The organism is Pedobacter sp. ok626, from assembly GCF_900100435.1.
Taxonomy (GTDB): domain Bacteria; phylum Bacteroidota; class Bacteroidia; order Sphingobacteriales; family Sphingobacteriaceae; genus Pedobacter.
Map to the genome: position 1 here is coordinate 185,790 of NZ_FNEX01000009.1, position 17,522 is coordinate 203,311.

Here is a 17,522-nt window from a genome sequence, read left to right on the forward strand (position 1 = left end):
AGGCTATTATATGGCCTGCTGATATTTCTCCCTCAACAGGGCTACATCTGCACTTATTTGGGCTTCCGTAACTACGTCCGCTTTATCATGTTGGCTGACGAATTTTTGCATCAGCGGTGCCATATCCTCACTTACTTTGTTGTCCAGCACTTTAGCGTATAATTGCGTAGTCCGTATATTGGTATGACCAAGCATTTTAGAAACACTTTCGATAGGCACACCATTGGTTAGGGTTACCGTGGTGCCAAATGTCCGTTTGGCAATGCGGTTGCCTAAAGTTTTGTTAACGCCTGAAAGAGCCGCAATTTCAACCAGATATTCGTTCATCTTTTGGTTGCTTGAAACGGGCAGCGCTTTGTTATTATTCAAACAGTAAGGGTGATCTTTGTACTTATCAAGGATATTTGCCGCAATCGGTAATAGCGGTATTGCTACCCTTGTATCTGTTTTTTTTCTATAGGTAAATATCCAACGTTCCCCGTCAACCCCAATACCAATGTCTGCTATCTTTAGTTTTTGAACATCTGCGTAGGAAAGCCCGGTATAACAGCTAAAAAGAAAAAAATCACGTACCTGTGATAGCCTTGTAGTCGAGAATTGTTTTTCGGTGATCTTACGCAATTCATCTGCGGTCAGGTATTCCCGGTGTACGGGTTTGGATTTTAAAATATATCCGAAAAAAGGGTCAGTAGTGATCCATTTATACTTCCGGCAGATGGTAACTATTTTTTTGAGGTTTTTAAGATGTTTATTTGCGGTATTAGTATCGTTTTCCTTGTTTGTGTGCAGATAGAAGTCGAAACCATCAATAAACTCATGGTCTATACACCTTACGTCTAAGTCTTTTTTGAAGTATTGATTGGCGAGGTAATCTTTAACATGCCTTTCCAGTACCTCAAACCTCTTAAGTGTTCCATCTGCATACTCGCCTTTATCCACCAATGCGTTCATTTTTTCATTGTGGATTTTAATAGCTTCCAGTATAGTATGTGATTTTTCTTCTTTGCCTGAGTATTTACATTTAACACTATCGGCAGTTATTTGGGCTCCGTCTATACTAAGCAGGGTGTGCGCTGCAAAAACCTTTGCTTTTATGCTATCCAGATAGGCATTAAGGGTTTTAACATCCTCTTTTGTGCCGATTACTTTTCCGGCTTTTGCATTCCACTTTTCCGGCTCACAACACCTGCTGGTAGACACTTCCGAACGGATGCCGTCTACTGTAATTCTTAAAAAGATAAAGTAAGCATCACCTTTTTTGTAGTTCTTTGGTCTTTTCAAAAAGAAAAGCACGCTAAAATTAGTCTTCATAATGATAACATTAAGGTTAAACAAAATTAGCTTTGCAGTTCTATGTATACAAGATGTTCAATTGTTGAATTAGTTGAATATCAGATGGTTAATTAAAATTAGGGGAGTTTAATAAGATAAAGAACAACGCCCCGAATGACGCTCATTTTATATGTCATATATTGCATATTTTGACATACCCACCAAAAACAAAAGCCCTGCAATCATTTGATTTGCAGGGCTTTAAGTCTTTTTGATACTGTTGTTTGTGATCCCGCTGGGATTCGAACCCAGGACCACTACATTAAAAGTGTAATGCTCTACCAGCTGAGCTACGGAATCATTTCCTTATTTGAAGGAGTGCAAAAGTATAAAATTTATGCGTATTTCAAGCCTCGGCTAAAACTTAATTTTAGATTAGCACCAATATTTCGCTTAATAGATTGATTCATAGATTAAAAAATTACCGATCAATATCGGCATCACTGCCTCTGAGGTCCTCATCAGGGATCAAACCAGAACCATTTCCATCACTTTTATCCAGATCGGCATCACTTCCTTGTATTTGAGCTCCGGGAATAATCCCAGATCCACGCTGATTTTGCTCGCCCTCCTCACTTAGTAGCCATTCTCTATTTTGTTCGATCTGCTCCCCTATTTGATCCAATAATTCCCGGGCAATCATACCTTCGGCACACCAGACCGTAGCTGTTCCTTTCAGTTCAGTCCACACGTTTCCGATAGAAGTATGATCATCAAAAAGTTCATACTTAGCTTCTTCCCGATCAGGTATAACCAGGATTTTCTCCATCTTACCCTCAATGACTACCTGAATATCGAAGGGTTCCCAGGGTTCTGAAATTTTAGCCATAATTCTTTTCTAGTAACAAACTAACAAATGGGATCGCAAGAAGTTTTTTAAATAGAAGTAACTGTCTATATTGCATATAGATACCTCACCATGATTAAAGCAAATATCGCTTCAGCGCTGCTGATCATTTTTCTGCTTGCATTCCCACATTTTTCGGGTATGCCCTATTACACTTATGCGATTATATGTTTCATAGCACTCCTGTTTTATCTCAAAAAAAAGCAGATAAAGCTGCAAGAACTGGGACTGATCAAAAATGGTGTCAATCGAAAAGTACTATTTTACGGAATAACCAGTGGCATATTGTGGTTGGCCTTTATGCAGTGGGTATATATCCCATCCATAAAATACCTATTTCAGCCACCCGACTACAAAGAATATGATTTTATCCAGGGAAATTCAATTGCATTAATACTTACCCTGGTAGCTGCATGGATTATTGGCGGCTTATACGAAGAACTAGTGTTCAGAGGATTTATCCAACAGACATTCATAAAGTGGTTTGTAAAGAATCACTATGCATTTTGGATTAGCGCTGTGTTGACAAGTCTACTTTTTGGTATATACCATGCCCAGCAAGGAATTTTTGGAATCGTTCCTGCCATACTCGGGGGCCTCTATTGGTCCGCACTACTTCAACGTTTAAAGGGCAACCTCTGGGCAGTAATTATTTCTCATGCTACTTATGACACCATAGCGCTGACCATGATCTACTATGGCGTGTTTGGCAAATAAAGAGCAAGCTACTGTTGACAGCTTATGGGAATAGAAATAGCTATCTTTGGACTTCAATTAAAGTAATAACAAAATGGCAGAGCAACGCGTCCACATCTGGGCAGGAACGACAAATAAAACAGAAGAACAATTTTACAAATATTTTGATCAAACCAAGTTCCTCAAGGATAACCACAGCTTCAATACGGATAAAGACTATCCAAGAAACACCCCCGACTTTAACCTCCGCTCCCAGTTCAGCAAGGCAATCGACAAACAGTATGATTACGATGCAAATTGGATCACGATTTACTACAGCCGCAAAAGAATCAGCATCCAGGCAGCTATCGAAGAACTACCAATCTGGAATGACCAAACCGAAGTTGACATATACAAGGCATGTGTAAACAAAGGAATTACGACTGCAAATGTGATACTTTGTTATGCTGACGACGAGCTTAGCATAGATAACCCACTTGAAAATTATAACGACATGCTTTACATCGGCAGTTTTAACATACCTGGATAAAAAAAATATTAAAATAAGTTGCGCAATTAAATAGTTGCATATATATTTGCAATCATATGGTTGCGTTACACGGTGATATGTTTAGGTATCCTTATTGAATGCGATCTGTTAACCTAAAAACAACTCAGATGAAAAGGACAATCGTATACATTATCATTGCAGTTCTTACAGTATCATCCTGCAATAATGCAAATCAATCTAAAGAAAGTAAGGGATATTCTGAAGTCAACGGAATTAAAATGTATTATGAAATTTATGGACAAGGTGAGCCACTTGTTTTGCTTCACGGCGGTGGCTCTACCATTCAAACCACATTTGGAAGAGTCATTCCAATGCTTGCAAAGCATAGAAAACTAATAGCTGTTGAGTTGCAAGCGCATGGAAGAACCAGTGACCGGGCAGCGGATGCATCGTTTGAACAGGACGCAGACGATGTTGCAACACTTTTACAGCATTTAAATATTGAGAAAGCTGATTTCTTCGGCTTCAGTAATGGCGGGACAACCTGTGTCCAAATTGCCACTCGTCACCCTCAAATCGTTAATAAAATAATTTTAGGTTCTGCACTTTGCAAACGCAGTGGAATGCCCGCACAGTTTTGGGACTTTATGAAACAGGCCAAGCTGTCTAATATGCCTGCAGAGCTAAAAGAAGCTTATTTACAGGTTTCTCCAAATCCTGCTGGCCTACAGGTGATGCATGATAAGGACGCAAAAAGGATGGTTAATTTTAAAGATATACCCGACGAACAGATCAAAACCATTAAAGCGCCTACCTTTATCATTATCGCAGACCAAGATGTTATACAACCCGAGCATGCTATCGAAATGCATAGGCAGATTGCCAACTCGGAACTTGCTATAATCCCAGGCGTACATGGTGAGTATATTGAAGAAATAACAACACTAAAATCTAATTCTAAAGAAGCAGGCTTCGTAATTCCAATGCTTGAAAGTTTCCTTGACAAAGGAAGAACAAAGCAGTGATGAGATAGAATTACTTAGGCAATTCAAATATCAGTGTAAGATCATGTGAGCCCTTACTGCCAACATTCAAGGAATTTCCCGCATTAAAACTATAACAGTAACCAATTTTAATAGATTGGTTCATTTTATTGAGTTGATATTGAATCATTGGCCTGAGTATAGATTGAGAATAGCTTTTAGTCTCCGCGCCGAGGGCAACACTTTGTGACTCCTCTACGCGCTGTCTGAAACCTAACCCAAAACTAATACTGCGATCAAAAGTAACCATGGCATTAACATCTACTGAAGTAATGCCCCCAAAATTTTTCATAAATAACACACTTGGCTGAAGCTGCATTCCATTGTCATAAAGCAGATTTGCACCTCCGATAAGATACATATTAATTTTTCTGAAGGTAGGTGGAATCTGATTGTAATAATCGTCCTTTCTGGTATAAAGAGATAGAATATTGTCAAACGATACGCCCATGTAAAACTTGTTGCTAAAAGTCCCGGTTACACCAAATCTGGCATCGAATTTTGAACTGTAAATATTGCGGGCGGCCAAGGGGTCGTTTTGCGATACCGTGGTAAGGTCGGACAGGTTGATGTCAAATTGCTGAATACCCAAGCTGATCCCCGATGATAATACTGTAGTAGCTGATACAGGCAAGTGGTATACATAATTTCCATAACCCATAGTATAACTATCACTCCCAAAAACATTCCTTACAACATTAATTCCAAGCCCTGATTTTACTTGCTTTAAAGCTACATTGGCTCCAGCGGACAAAGTATAAGATTTTCCAAATTGGTGACTACCGTCGTTTAATTGGTAATGTAAATTTCCAGTAAAACCTCCATTGATTCCGGAAAACGCCGGGTTCACATAGGTCTTATCAAAAATAAACTGACTCCCCTGCATTTCAACTTGTGCAAAGCTGCTGTTCATACACACCATCCAACCTAACAATGTGTATATAACTATTTTTAAATTTTTCATAGTATAGATTATTGATAAACGATAGTAATAAACCCTTTGTACACCATTTCCTTATTGTCCTTATCGGTCACTTTTAGAATATAGCCGTACGAGCCCATCGGCAAGCTGTCGCCCGTCCAGTCGTTCTGATAATTTTGTCTGCGGTAAACCTCATTGTAATTTTTGTTGAATATCACCAGACTGTTTGCGACATAAAATTCGCTCAGACCTACAATTTCAAATCGATCATTAATACCATCACCATTTGGGGTAAACAATGAAGGAATGAGCAATTTGGCACTGTTCGCTCTTTTATCAACTACATTGAGCGCCAATGCGCCAATGTTATTATTAGCTAGATTGTTGTCATTGTTTAAGGCAACAAGACCTTTACCAATCGTTAGGCTACCCACTTTATTGGCCCTAAGCTTAACATTGAAAAGTTGAGTTTCGCCAGATTTTAACTGAAGGATGCTTGCTTTAAGCGTTCTCTTTATAGGATCAAATACAAGTATATTGTCAGATCCCACATAATCATAGGTGTTCGCTAAAGTATCAGATAATATTACGTTTACAGCCAAATCCGCTCCTTCATTCTTTACTTTTAGCTGGTAAACAAACTCTTCATCTCTATTTACCTGGTTTGCTTCCAGGCTATTGCTAACGCTCACGTCGGCCAATCCTTCAAGTACCAGCACCACTGGGGATGTCACAGTACCCGTTATCAAGTCGGTTTGTTGTGTAACAGGCTGCTCTATCTTTGCCGTGTACTCTTTCTTCTCTTCCTTATCATATACCTTGATCTGTACCTCTTTCCCTTCATCAGCAGCACTACCGTTCACCGGTATAAACCCTACAGCTTGACCATTAGGCAAAACAGTTTGATTTACAATGTTGACCAGTTTATTTTCTACATACACATAGCTCTCGTACCTGTTGGTCGTATTGTTTATAGTCTGACCGCCTTGATTAATTATTGTTGTTACCGAACTGTTGTTTTCGTAATTCACCGTATTAACGGAAGTATTGTTTACGGTACTATTTACCACAGTATTGTTATTATTTACAATTATTGGATTGGCTGGGTTGTTATCGGGAGGTGTAATTGGCTGCTTGGTTTCTACCAAAGGATCAACTGTGGGCACATAAGGCATTATAGGAATGGCAAAGCCATCTGTCTCTGTATAGAATTTATAGCCTTTGCCTGGACGCAAATATTTTAAGCTTCCAGACCAGCTTTGCGTACCTGCATTGTACTGTGCAAATTCTTCCTGACTTACAATTTGACTACCATCTGCTGGGCTAAAGTTTTTTAAATAAGTATTCAATTCCATATTTATGGCCATTGGATAGCCTGTCCAGCTCCAACCTTTAACCAGTTTAACATTGGCCACCTGACTTATAAAATTTCCTAAAATACGGATGGTATCTGGCTTGGTCACATAAATCATGTAGCTATTGTACAAGTTTACATCATTAAGTACGCCTACCCAGCCCATAGTTTTAGAATATTGACTGTAAGCGTTGTTATTGCTCAATGTTTTAATTAAATCGCCCTCTGTTGGGGTTAAATTAGCCAATACATTTTTTAAGGACATATCATTATTCTGTACATTTAACGAAATCCATGTCCAGCCTTTTTTAAGGGGAATAGTTTGATAGATTCCTTCGGGATGGAGTACATAAGGATTAACTAAATTGCCTAAATTTCCGTTGGCAATAAAGGATAAGCGTTCTTTGGCTTGGTATTCTAAACCTGGATAGGTATCCCAAAAATGGATAGTCATTTCTTCTCCTGTAGCCACATTGGAGTATGCTGTTATATAGGCCACGTATTTATCCCGAGTTTTATCATATTCAATCTGCGCAATGCCTCTACATTCTTTGCCTACAAAAAGAGCCATTTTATCGCGGATATCCCGGGAGGTCAAATGATCTGTTTGATCAATACTAAACTGAGTAGTAAAACTCATATTGTATTTGTATTTCTGAGGATCAACAGTCCAGCTAGGTGGTGTACGCAATACATTTACCGTTACGTACAACATTTGCTGCTTACCATTAACTTCAGCATATACGGTATCTTGATAAATTCCGGTATTTAAATTTTTATTTACCGTAAAGTCCAGGTTAAGCTCTCCAAACGGCACTATTTTACCAGATTTTAATATCGGATTTAACCAAGAAGCATATTTGGTAAGCGTGAAGGCTTGCTCTTTAGCTGTTTTATTTATCAATTTTGCGCTAAATGGGCTTTGTTGGTTCTCAATTGCATTAACAGTAATATTTCTTGGCGACCAGTACACTGAGCTTCTGTTCACTACAAAATTCCAAACTATCGTATCTGCTTGTACATTGGCATTGTTGGCTATTGCCCCGCTAACCTCTGCTTTGAGTTCAATATTTTCAAGTGCATCAAATACTGCATCCCCGTTTACTGAAACAATATTAATCGCATTTGCAGCAGCATTCATGGTATAGGTTACCGGAATTTCTTCATTTGTATCAAGCCGTGTAAGTTTTATTTTTAAAGTTGGCTGGCTTGCGGCTAAAACAGAATTATAGGTTACGCTTAAAGATTTACCAATGCCTAAAATACCGTCTTGTGGTTCTGGCAAGCCATAAACATTTAAAGATGCCCTATCTATTTTACCAGAATATACTGCAGAGAAATAATAACCATCCGTACAAACCGATTTAGCTCTTAATTCATAATCACCATCTTCAAGGGAAGAAACATCAAACAAATAATCATAAAAAGCATCCTGTAATTGATTTGGTTTTATGGTGACCACCTCTTTCCATTGTTCTTCAATGGTGCCTGCATTTTGACCAGTTTTTTTACGATATTCTAATCCTATCCATCTCATGTTAGGATTATTAGCATCGTATTTATTAAAAGTAATTTGCAGTTTATTATTGTTTAATGAACTTACCAGCCAGTTTGCACCTGGTTTAAACAAATCTACCGAACCACATGATGGAACAAAAGCAACACTTACTTTGGTGCTTTTTATAGCAGAGCCTAAATCGTCAGAATTATCAGTTTCTAAGTTTTCGCAGGTAGTACCAATATATAGCTCTAAATTCTCATACTGATAAGCCAAAGGACCTCTCCTTACCTCCAAAGTTACTCTTGCCGAATCTTTTGGAGCCACATAAAAAGTGGCCACTCCATTATTAATTTCCTGGCCAGCCAAATAAAGTTTTGCCCCATAAGGATTGCTACGCGAATTTACTTTAACATTATATTGACGGCCTTCGTCGGTTGCACTTTCGTTACCCAGTTGAATGGTAAAAGTTGCCGCCTGATCTGCCGGTACGTTAACTTGCTTTTGAGCTCCAACAACAGCAATTGTGGGTATATCTCTTTTTAAAGTACCAGGAACCCAGGGACAAGAAGATGCGCCGCCATATACCGCAAATAGCGGTGTATTGTATATTGGATCTACCAGCATATCCACACTGTAATAATCGCCTGGGTTTTTATCCGCCAGATGTATTTCTATGCTACTTGTTTTTTCACCACTACGCTCTACAACCTTACTATCTAAAATACTGTGTAATGTTGCCACTGCTCCAACTTCAGCATAATTCATTTCATTATCGCCAATATGTGCATATACTGACATGTCCATATCTACATAAACTTCATAGGCAAAATTATCAATGGTGGCCATGGAGTTTTCTACGGTAAAGGTGTAATCAACACCATTAGAAAAAGTTACATTCTTTTGTAAGGCATATAAATCGCCATTATCATTTTTTAAGTTTTCTTTTACTTTTTTATCTGCATCGCTATCATTTAAATATTTAGCCATCTCGTCCTGCACCATTGTTTTGTAAAATGGCTTCAGTTTATCTTTATTATTCTGCGCTAAATTTTGAATTGAATCTAATTGCTTGATAACATTTTTATAGGCATTTATTTGGGCGCCTAAATTGGCATTTTCCAACTGTTTGCTTTTAATATAAGTGGCATCAGATGCTGGCTTGGCTTTTTCTACACCAATACCAATTTCATTATTAGCAATCATTTTGCTCAATTTAGGTATCTCTGTATCAACAACCTGTGCATAGGTATACATAACAGTACTAGCAATTCCATTGTCTGCAAAGGCAGCATCAGAATAGGAATCTATTTTACCGGATCCTGCGTTTATTGGCGCTGTGTATCTCAATTTTTTATAAACGCCATAACTTAATGCCTTTGAGTTAAAAAAGAGAATATCGCCACGCTGACCGATGTTGTTTTCATTATCACTGGTTTGAATCTCTTCACTAATTGTCATTGTAGTTTCGGTACCCCGCTCGCCATCATTATCTCTACCAAAAACTAATTGCGACTCCAGGTTAAATGATGCTATGGTTTTAGATCCAAACTTCAAATTGGTCATTACCCCTGCTCCACCACTGGTACCATATCGGGTTGTATTTTTCCAGGTAAATTTGGAACCTTTTGATAGTCTAGCATAAGAATTATCACCTGGCGGCCTATGTAAAACCATAAAAGGTATATTTGGCGTAACGGTTACGCCTTTTCCCTCTTCCTCACGTTCGCCTTGCACCATACCATAAATTAATTTACTTACGCGCAGTGTGCTTCCGCCTACACCAACTGAAGCATATATTTGAAATGATTTATCATAAAACGGAAGGGAACTGAAATTTGGAACGCCTGGAACCAGATTATAAGTAAAACCTTTTGACTTTTGCTGTGCTGTTGTAGCAGCATAATTGTAAGATTGCTTATTCGCTACATCACCTATTTGATCGTAAACTTCCACCAGGGCCGAATCCACATAGTAAAATTGATACTGATCCTCATCGTATATTTTGTATTTCTCAATAATATTAAAACTTAAGGCATTTTGATCACCTTGAGTCATTAAATAAAGTGATGAAGAACCTCTTTGTGCCGCATTCCACTGATTAATTATATTTGCGGGCAACCTATTTTTACCTGCCAACAATAAATCGCTGGCTACGGTGCTACCATCTTTTTCATCATTCCAAACTATCTCTACATCCTTATGGTATACGAAATTTAATGGCGAAATTGGTTTTATTACTTTTACCTGAACATTTAAGGTGTCCTTAATTTTAGAACAGGCTTTAACAGTAATCACTGAATCTTGTCCGTTTTGGCCCTTAATGACTTCCTGCGTATCAGTTTCTGGCAAACATTTCGTAATAAGCGTTCTGGTTACTGTTATCGAGTCTCTGGCGCCCAAAAATACAGTTTGAGGTATTCTATCAAAGAATACTTGTTGATTAGTATTTTGTACAGAATTAGTAGCGCTATATGCAGCATTTTTATCCTGCTTCTTCAATACATCGCTTACTTTTACCTGATATCTTGTAGATGGCAATACAACCTTTACAGCGCCTTTATTTTCGTTAAAACTAACACTATAAGCGCCCCAGCTATAGGTGTCTCCTATTAAAGTTTCGCCGCTTTGCTTCGTTTTATTTCCGTTGGATAATACACTTAGCTTGTTTAATGCTGTAGAGTTGGCTATTCCATTTGGTTTTACGGGATATACAGAAACCAGTGCTTCTTCTCCAATGGCAAGCTTACCGTCCGTAGCATATACATTTACCTTTAACGTATCGGTTTGCAGGTTAATAAAGTTAACATTGGTAAAATTCTTATTTACATCTATGGAAAAACCTTTTAAATCAATTTTACCATCATTACTCTTCCTCGTAACTATACTGCTATTGGTTAGTTGTACATAACTATTGGTCGAGGCATCAAAAACATCGCCTGAAGGTAGAATATTATGGTTTTTATAAACCGCCGCAATATGGTGAACACCCTGAACCGGAAAACTTACATTATATTCTCCGCTCTGGCTGGTTGTTGTTTTCTTTATTCCATCTACATAAACATCAACTGAATCGGCTTCTATTTTAAATTTCGCATTGTTTTTATCCACCAAAGGAAAATAAACCATACCTTTTACAGTAAAAGATGCTGTATCGGTAAAGTTTATATTTTTCACATTGTACTCATCCAGCGTTAATTTCCGGGTAATGTTGGCTGGATCGTGCCTGTCTGTATAGGTAAGTAATTTTGGTGTTACTACATAATCGGCGCTCGCATCGTAATAAACATCTGTAATTTCATAATAGCCAGTTGCATCGGTTGTAGCGGTGTAAGTACGTGTATTATTTGTTGCACCATCATTTAGCAAATTTTTAGATACCGCAGTTAAAGTTGTATTTGCAATGCCAACGCCTGTTAATGATTTTACGTAGCCACTTAATTTACCATTAGGATTAGAATACCCAATTGATTCAGAAGATTTATAGCTGTTAATTTTGGCGGTATTTGTACCACTATTATCGGGTACCAGCTTTAAATAATAGGTATAGCGTTTGCCCGGAATAATATCCAGATCGCTGTAGGTTTTACTTGCCTTTGTTACGGTTGCAACTTCTGTATCCTGGCCAGTACCTGTTATTCTTTTATAAATTACAATTGCATCCAAGCCTAAAGTACCGTTAAATGATGGCCAGGCTAATTTAATTTTACCGTTTTCTGCCGAGCTTGCAGTAAGTCCCTTATTTAAAAGGTTAAAGGATGGAGCACTTGTCGGGGCTTCATAATCTTGATCCTTATTTTTGTTCCAGTCGCCGGGCGCACTATCATTTAGCACCGTTTGTACAGAATACACGTAATCTCCTGATTCCATATTCGCATAATCAATAGCAAATTCTCTTTTATCTCCTGCTACTGTTGCAATCAACTCGAAACTGGCATTACCCTTTTTTAAATAGATGTAATAATCCAACAGGTTATCCGGAACGCTTGTTCCCTTTGCCCAGGATAATTTACTTGGGTAATTTATGCCATCAACTACTGTTGTTTGTAGGTTTACATTTGTTGGCGCTTTTAGTTTCGGGGTTACTCCTTCGCGATAGTTTGTACCCCATTTCAAATGGCATCCATTACAATTTCTTCCCCATTGATAGAAAATTTCTAACCTGTACGACCTGTTTGGCCCATAGTTAGTAATACTTTGTCCTGCCGGATAATTAGAATTACCATCGTTCTTATTAACCGCCAGGTAGTAATAATTCCATCCTGGATATCCTGATGAGTTTTTCACTTCTAAAGTAGCATGATCATCGTCATCATTATACCAGGGCAAATCTGTTCCCCAATATACCTTTAAGTAATAATCATTAATTTCAGTATGTATTTGATTATTAAATTCCCCAGGGCTGTTTTGCCCCCATGCACTAATTCCGCAAAACATAAATACACCAAACAGTAAATAAAATAGTTTATTTAAACACTTAAGGGGATTACTTTTTGCCGTATTGCTAATCAGAATTAAACAGAATATAAGGGCCAATGAGCCTTTACCACGGAAGCTAAAGCGAGCATTCATAGATTTTGGTTTTAGGGATGATTAAACCAAAAGTAAAATGATGTAACAGGCTCTGCAATACCCAATATTGGGTACGTCTTTATATTTATTTTATATTAGATATTTGCAGTGTAACTTAAACTGGACAAGGTGATCATAAAAGCGTTAAAGTGGCTGGGCCTACTCTTACCTCTACTTCTGGTAATGGATGTATCAGCACAGCTGCGATCGGATACCTTGTATATCAGAGACAATGCTAGCTTCCAGTTTAACGAACACCTATACTATTATCAAACCCCAAATAAGATATCGGTAAAAGAGGTTTCGAAACTTGTAAACACCAAATCCTTTAAAAAGCTATATCCCGATCATGCCATCAACGCAGGAGTTACCAAAAATTATTACTGGTTAAGCTTTACCCTAAAAAATGAACAAAAAGCAGATGGCACTTTTTACTTCCAACTGCATCAGCCCTGGTTACATTTAGCACAGCTCTATTTGCAAACCGACACTGGTTATGTGCTTGTGGGGCAGTCGGGCATGAAGCTGAATTTTAATGCACGGCCTTACAAGCACTACGACATGGTGTTCCCTATCAAATTGCGTAGTCAAAGCTATGGTACTTATTTAGCATCAATTGACAATAAAGGTTCTAGCTTAAACATCCTCCCTACTTTAATGGATAGTGACAGCTTTAGAGCGGAAGAGAAAAAGGAATATCTATTTCTGGGTGTGTTAACTGGGATCATGATATTTAGTATCCTCATCAATATTTTCTTATACCTATCATTAAAGGAAAAAATACACTTGATATATGCTCAATATGTATTGGCCATGTTGTTTTGGATGTATTGCAATGTGGCACTAGATTTCCAATATCTGTACCCTAATCAACCTTTTCTGGCTACCATATCGGAATACATCGCCGCCAGTCTCGGTTTCATTACCATGACCAACCTGATTACCGCATTTTTGGATGTTACATCTAAAAACTCTCGTTTTAAAAGGAGTATGGATGTATTGAAGTATACTTTTTTTATACTTCCTGTTGTAGGTTTTACAATCCATTACTGGTTTGAGAATTCTGCCACACTCAAGGTGACCTATGAGTATATATTCATCAGTTTAGCAATTGTGCTTTCTATTTTGTTTTATTTAGTCACCATTGAGAAGATTTTTCAGAAAGTAAAGCTGGCCTGGTTTTATTTAATTGGTGGCGGTTTTATCGGTTTTGGCATTATAAGATATTGCATTTATCTATTGGGGGGCAGTTTAAATAGTGCTGTACAGTCTTTACCTAACGATATCCAAATTGGTCTGACCATAGAAGCCATCATCATTTTTATTGGTATCATTTATCGATATAACCTATATAAAAATGAAAAAGAACAATTGCTGTTAGAATTTAACGAGCAACAAACAAAAACAATGGAGCAAATTGTGATTGCTCAAGAAGACGAACGCAAACGCATTGCGCAAGATCTCCATGATGATTTAGGCTCTACCCTAACTACCCTTTTGCTACACATTAGCCATCTCCCCAACGATGAAGCGCAAAACAAAAATAACCAGATTCATTATCAAAAGGGGATTGATATAGGTCTTAAGGCAATCAGTGATTTAAGATCTATATCACACAATCTGTTACCTAAAGACTTTAGCGAATTGGGCATTTTTCACATCTTGAAAAACAAAATCGACGAACTAAATGCGATTAGTAACATTCGCTTTACTTTGATTACGGAAGGAAACGATCAGGATATTGGAAACATCTTTTCTATTACGATTTACCGTATTATAAATGAACTCATCAACAACACACTTAAGCACTCGCAAGCCAGTTTAGCCACCATACAGCTACTGCTTACTGATGATGAAATTATTGTGATGCTGGAAGACAATGGCATAGGTGGCAGTACAACCGCTTTTACCAAAGGTATTGGCATGAAAAACATCTATTCGAGAACTGATTTTTTACACGGAAAGATTAATATAGATGACAGCGCAGAGGGAACATCAATCATTATAGAAATTCCGCTTGATCGCAAGACTAAAGGAGCACCACATGAAAACTAAAATCATTATTGCTGACGATCATTTGTTGTTAGCCGACGGCCTGGAGCAAATATTAAATAGCGTACCTGACTTTGAAGTAATAGCTAAAGTAGCTAACGGCAAGCTTTTGATACAGGTATTAAATACGATAATGCCAGACTTGATTTTGCTGGATATTAATATGCCTTATATGAATGGATTGGATGCCGCTAAAGAAATAGGGCGACGCATGCCCGATATTAAAATCGTATTTCTAAGTATGTATTTCGATGCTAAACTCATTGCTTCAGCTAAAGAAAATGGTGTAAAAGGCTTTATACTGAAAGATATTATTGCTCCTCTGTTAAAAGAAAAATTGATTCATGTTGCCAATGGAGGTACCTGTTTTGATTCACCCTTTCCGCAGACATCTACTGAGCCAGTCTGGCAGCAAGATGACTTTGCTAATAATTTAAAGCTATCTCCAAGGGAAATAGAAATCATTAAATTGATTAAGGTTGGTCATGGCAACAAACAAATATCGGCTCAACTGGGCTTGAGTACATATACCATAGAAACCCATCGGAAAAACATCTACCGAAAATTAAACCTCAAAGGCGTTGGTGAGCTGATCCAATTTGCCAGTGACCATAATATCTAGATCAACGTTGTTGAAATTCAGGAGAGCCAATAATGACACCTGCTGCTAATGCTTGCATCGCACTGCGTTTATTTCTGAACATATCATAATTGCTTTTCTGTTTATCCACTGTAGCGGCCACTTTCGCCTTGCTGTCTGGTATGACGCCCATAAACATCATATCGCCTGGTGCCCCCGCTTCTGGTCTTTCCGATACCGCTGTTTTATCCTGCCGAACAATGTTATTTGCTTTAACCAACAAGCCCGGATCGTTTAATAGATCAGCTAACTTTTTGCTCGTCTGATCCAACTTTTTCTCTGGCAGTAACAACTTACTATAAGTATCGATAATAGCCTGTGCATTTTCCTGCGCTTTTTGTTGCGCTGTGATTTTGTTTAGATTTACTTTTATTCCAGCGATTTGTCCGGATGCTAAGGCCAGACTGAAATCCATCCTATTTAGCAGCGAACCTGTATTGATCCAGTATTTACCCCGGTCAGGAAAGCCTGTCGGCGCCTGGTAATAATAAATCTTTTGTCCCATCCGGGAAATCCAACCAAATAGCGGATAAGGATCTTTAATATCCGCATTTAAACCACGTACCGAACTGATTGCAAGCTCAAAAGGTGATTTGGTTTTACTATACAAAGTCTTTTTATCCCAGAACTCGCGAGAAGTTACCATTGTGATCAATACCTGTTTCATATCACCGTCATGATCAGTAAAGGACTTCGCCATTCTATCTATTAGACTCTGTGCCGGAGCATCGCTAACAAAACGTACAGCAAGCTTACGCGAAATGAATTTTGCCGTAGCGGGTTGATGTGCTAACATATCCAACAACGTAACTCCTTCCTGATAACCTACTGTTGGATCAGTACTAGCTGGAAAACGATGGCCTAGCACCACTTTTTCTCCACGATCGTGTCGGTTTGGTGTAAATAGAAAATCGCCGTTACGCACATAACCTTTCTGTGCAAGGTTATCCTCTCCTACTTTGGCAACAAGGCCTTTCATAGCGCTGCCGTAGGCATTGTCGCTAATTGGGTAAACAGTCCAACCAGTTAGTATTCGCGCTGCCTGGGTCACATCCTGTTGCGTATAACCACCATCAACACCAAGGGTATGTAGTTCCATCACCTCACGAGCATAGTTTTCGTTCAAACCATTCACATTGGTAGGCTTTGTAAGGGTTTTTGCCTTATTGGGTACATTAGCCCCCTCAGTACCTGCCATCATCATCATGTCAGTACCATTGGCTGCAGCAGGCTTCGCCTGGGGCTTAGCTGGGGCTGCTGTTGGCGGCCCAACGCTGCTAAAGTTATCCAGGTAATACAACATTGCCGGCGACTGCGCAGAGGCCAAAAGCAACTGCCCAAATTTTCCCATAACATTAGGCCTAATTACATCTCTTTCATACGCAGGAATAAACTGGGCACATTCGCCTTTAAAAAAGGAAACGTTAAAATGGTTAAACCAGAAGTCGGTCATCACCTCCTGTAATTGGTTGCGGGTATAAGCTGCCCTAAGTATTTTCTGATTAATAAATTGCTTATAAAGATCCTGATCGGACTTATAGCCTTTCATATCCATATAGGCCTTCAACTGCAAGTTGAAGGCTTTTTTATCTACTGCTTTATTGACAGAATCTTTACTGATTACGGAATCTTTGATTGCCATCGACCGGATTACAAATCCGGGTGGATACTGACGGCATACCTCTGCATTACTCAGTTTAATGGCATCATAAACGCTCAAGCGTTTGTTTAAAGAATCATCTGGCAAATCGGCATTGAGTTGCTGATTGAACCAATTCTCCAAGCCTATTTTCATCACCGAGTCAACTTGTCCTGGTGTTGCTCCAAAAGAGAACCTGCTCAACAGGTGTTCGGCAGCCTGCCGTTCCGTTAAACCCGCCCGTTTATAAGGAAATTTATATACGGTAACTGGCGAAGGATTGATCAGAAAGGAAGATAGAAGATATAAACTCCCCGTAAGAAGGGTAAAAAAACAGCAAATCTTGAATATTTTTTTCATGCCTGTAAGTATTTTGATGTTGATTTGACTAATTATACATCGGTTAGCTTAAAACATCTTGAATCTAATTTAACAAT

At 38.4% G+C, this 17,522-nt stretch carries 10 protein-coding genes and 1 tRNA gene; 5 read left to right on the forward strand and 6 right to left on the reverse strand.

The genetic code is table 11. From position 1 onward, the window contains the following. Positions 1 to 6 precede the first annotated feature (6 nt). The 3 genes from BLS35_RS14505 to BLS35_RS14515 form a co-directional block, all read right to left on the reverse strand. Positions 7 to 1,311, reverse strand: a complete 1,305-nt coding sequence (locus tag BLS35_RS14505) for a site-specific integrase (RefSeq protein WP_090782232.1) — start codon at positions 1,309 to 1,311, stop codon at positions 7 to 9. Positions 1,312 to 1,559: 248 nt separating this feature from the next. Next, a tRNA-Lys gene (locus tag BLS35_RS14510) sits at positions 1,560 to 1,632 on the reverse strand. 121 nt (positions 1,633 to 1,753) lie between these two features. Then, positions 1,754 to 2,161: a hypothetical protein gene (locus BLS35_RS14515; RefSeq protein ID WP_090782234.1), complete on the reverse strand. Its 408-nt coding sequence runs from the start codon at positions 2,159 to 2,161 to the stop codon at positions 1,754 to 1,756. Between the two features lie 90 nt (positions 2,162 to 2,251). On the opposite strand from BLS35_RS14515, the gene BLS35_RS14520 reads away from it, so the two are divergent. From BLS35_RS14520 to BLS35_RS14530, 3 genes are all read left to right on the forward strand, one after another. Continuing rightward, a complete protein-coding gene (locus tag BLS35_RS14520; protein ID WP_090782236.1) occupies positions 2,252 to 2,896 on the forward strand; it encodes a CPBP family intramembrane glutamic endopeptidase in 645 nt (214 codons plus the stop codon). 73 nt (positions 2,897 to 2,969) lie between these two features. Continuing rightward, positions 2,970 to 3,404: an immunity 22 family protein gene (locus BLS35_RS14525; RefSeq protein ID WP_090782238.1), complete on the forward strand. Its 435-nt coding sequence runs from the start codon at positions 2,970 to 2,972 to the stop codon at positions 3,402 to 3,404. A 128-nt stretch (positions 3,405 to 3,532) separates the two neighbouring features. Continuing rightward, entirely contained in the window at positions 3,533 to 4,390 is an 858-nt protein-coding gene (locus BLS35_RS14530) for an alpha/beta fold hydrolase (protein ID WP_090782240.1), read from the forward strand. Positions 4,391 to 4,400: 10 nt separating this feature from the next. Here the strand turns inward: BLS35_RS14530 and BLS35_RS14535 are convergent, their stop codons facing one another. Then, a complete protein-coding gene (locus tag BLS35_RS14535; protein WP_090782242.1) occupies positions 4,401 to 5,372 on the reverse strand; it encodes a PorP/SprF family type IX secretion system membrane protein in 972 nt (323 codons plus the stop codon). A gap of 8 nt (positions 5,373 to 5,380) precedes the next feature. After that, positions 5,381 to 12,754 (reverse strand): T9SS type B sorting domain-containing protein, encoded by a 7,374-nt coding sequence (locus tag BLS35_RS14540; protein ID WP_090782244.1) that lies wholly within the window; start codon positions 12,752 to 12,754, stop codon positions 5,381 to 5,383. A 129-nt stretch (positions 12,755 to 12,883) separates the two neighbouring features. Here BLS35_RS14540 and BLS35_RS14545 point away from each other — a divergent pair, with 129 nt between their 5' ends. Together BLS35_RS14545 and BLS35_RS14550 are read left to right on the forward strand one after the other, a co-directional pair. Next, positions 12,884 to 14,809, forward strand: a complete 1,926-nt coding sequence (locus BLS35_RS14545) for a sensor histidine kinase (protein WP_090782246.1) — start codon at positions 12,884 to 12,886, stop codon at positions 14,807 to 14,809. Further along, positions 14,799 to 15,428 (forward strand): response regulator, encoded by a 630-nt coding sequence (locus BLS35_RS14550; RefSeq protein ID WP_090782248.1) that lies wholly within the window; start codon positions 14,799 to 14,801, stop codon positions 15,426 to 15,428. The genes BLS35_RS14545 and BLS35_RS14550 overlap by 11 nt, the downstream gene beginning before the upstream one ends. A 1-nt stretch (position 15,429) precedes the next feature. On the opposite strand, the gene BLS35_RS14555 is transcribed toward BLS35_RS14550, so the two are convergent. Next, the gene (locus BLS35_RS14555; protein WP_090782250.1) at positions 15,430 to 17,445 is read right to left on the reverse strand and encodes a DUF1800 domain-containing protein; all 2,016 of its coding nucleotides are present in this window, start codon (positions 17,443 to 17,445) and stop codon (positions 15,430 to 15,432) included. Between the last annotated feature and the right edge of the window lie 77 nt (positions 17,446 to 17,522).

What these genes read in the sequence shown, in the direction of transcription:
- BLS35_RS14525 (WP_090782238.1), top strand. Translation starts at nt 2,970, where the DNA reads ATGGCAGAGCAACGCGTCCACATCTGGGCAGGAACGACAAATAAAACA.
- BLS35_RS14540 (WP_090782244.1), bottom strand. Translation starts at nt 12,754, where the DNA reads ATGAATGCTCGCTTTAGCTTCCGTGGTAAAGGCTCATTGGCCCTTATA.
- BLS35_RS14555 (WP_090782250.1), bottom strand. Translation starts at nt 17,445, where the DNA reads ATGAAAAAAATATTCAAGATTTGCTGTTTTTTTACCCTTCTTACGGGG.
- BLS35_RS14520 (WP_090782236.1), top strand. Translation starts at nt 2,252, where the DNA reads ATGATTAAAGCAAATATCGCTTCAGCGCTGCTGATCATTTTTCTGCTT.
- BLS35_RS14515 (WP_090782234.1), bottom strand. Translation starts at nt 2,161, where the DNA reads ATGGCTAAAATTTCAGAACCCTGGGAACCCTTCGATATTCAGGTAGTC.
- BLS35_RS14530 (WP_090782240.1), top strand. Translation starts at nt 3,533, where the DNA reads ATGAAAAGGACAATCGTATACATTATCATTGCAGTTCTTACAGTATCA.
- BLS35_RS14535 (WP_090782242.1), bottom strand. Translation starts at nt 5,372, where the DNA reads ATGAAAAATTTAAAAATAGTTATATACACATTGTTAGGTTGGATGGTG.
- BLS35_RS14550 (WP_090782248.1), top strand. Translation starts at nt 14,799, where the DNA reads ATGAAAACTAAAATCATTATTGCTGACGATCATTTGTTGTTAGCCGAC.
- BLS35_RS14505 (WP_090782232.1), bottom strand. Translation starts at nt 1,311, where the DNA reads ATGAAGACTAATTTTAGCGTGCTTTTCTTTTTGAAAAGACCAAAGAAC.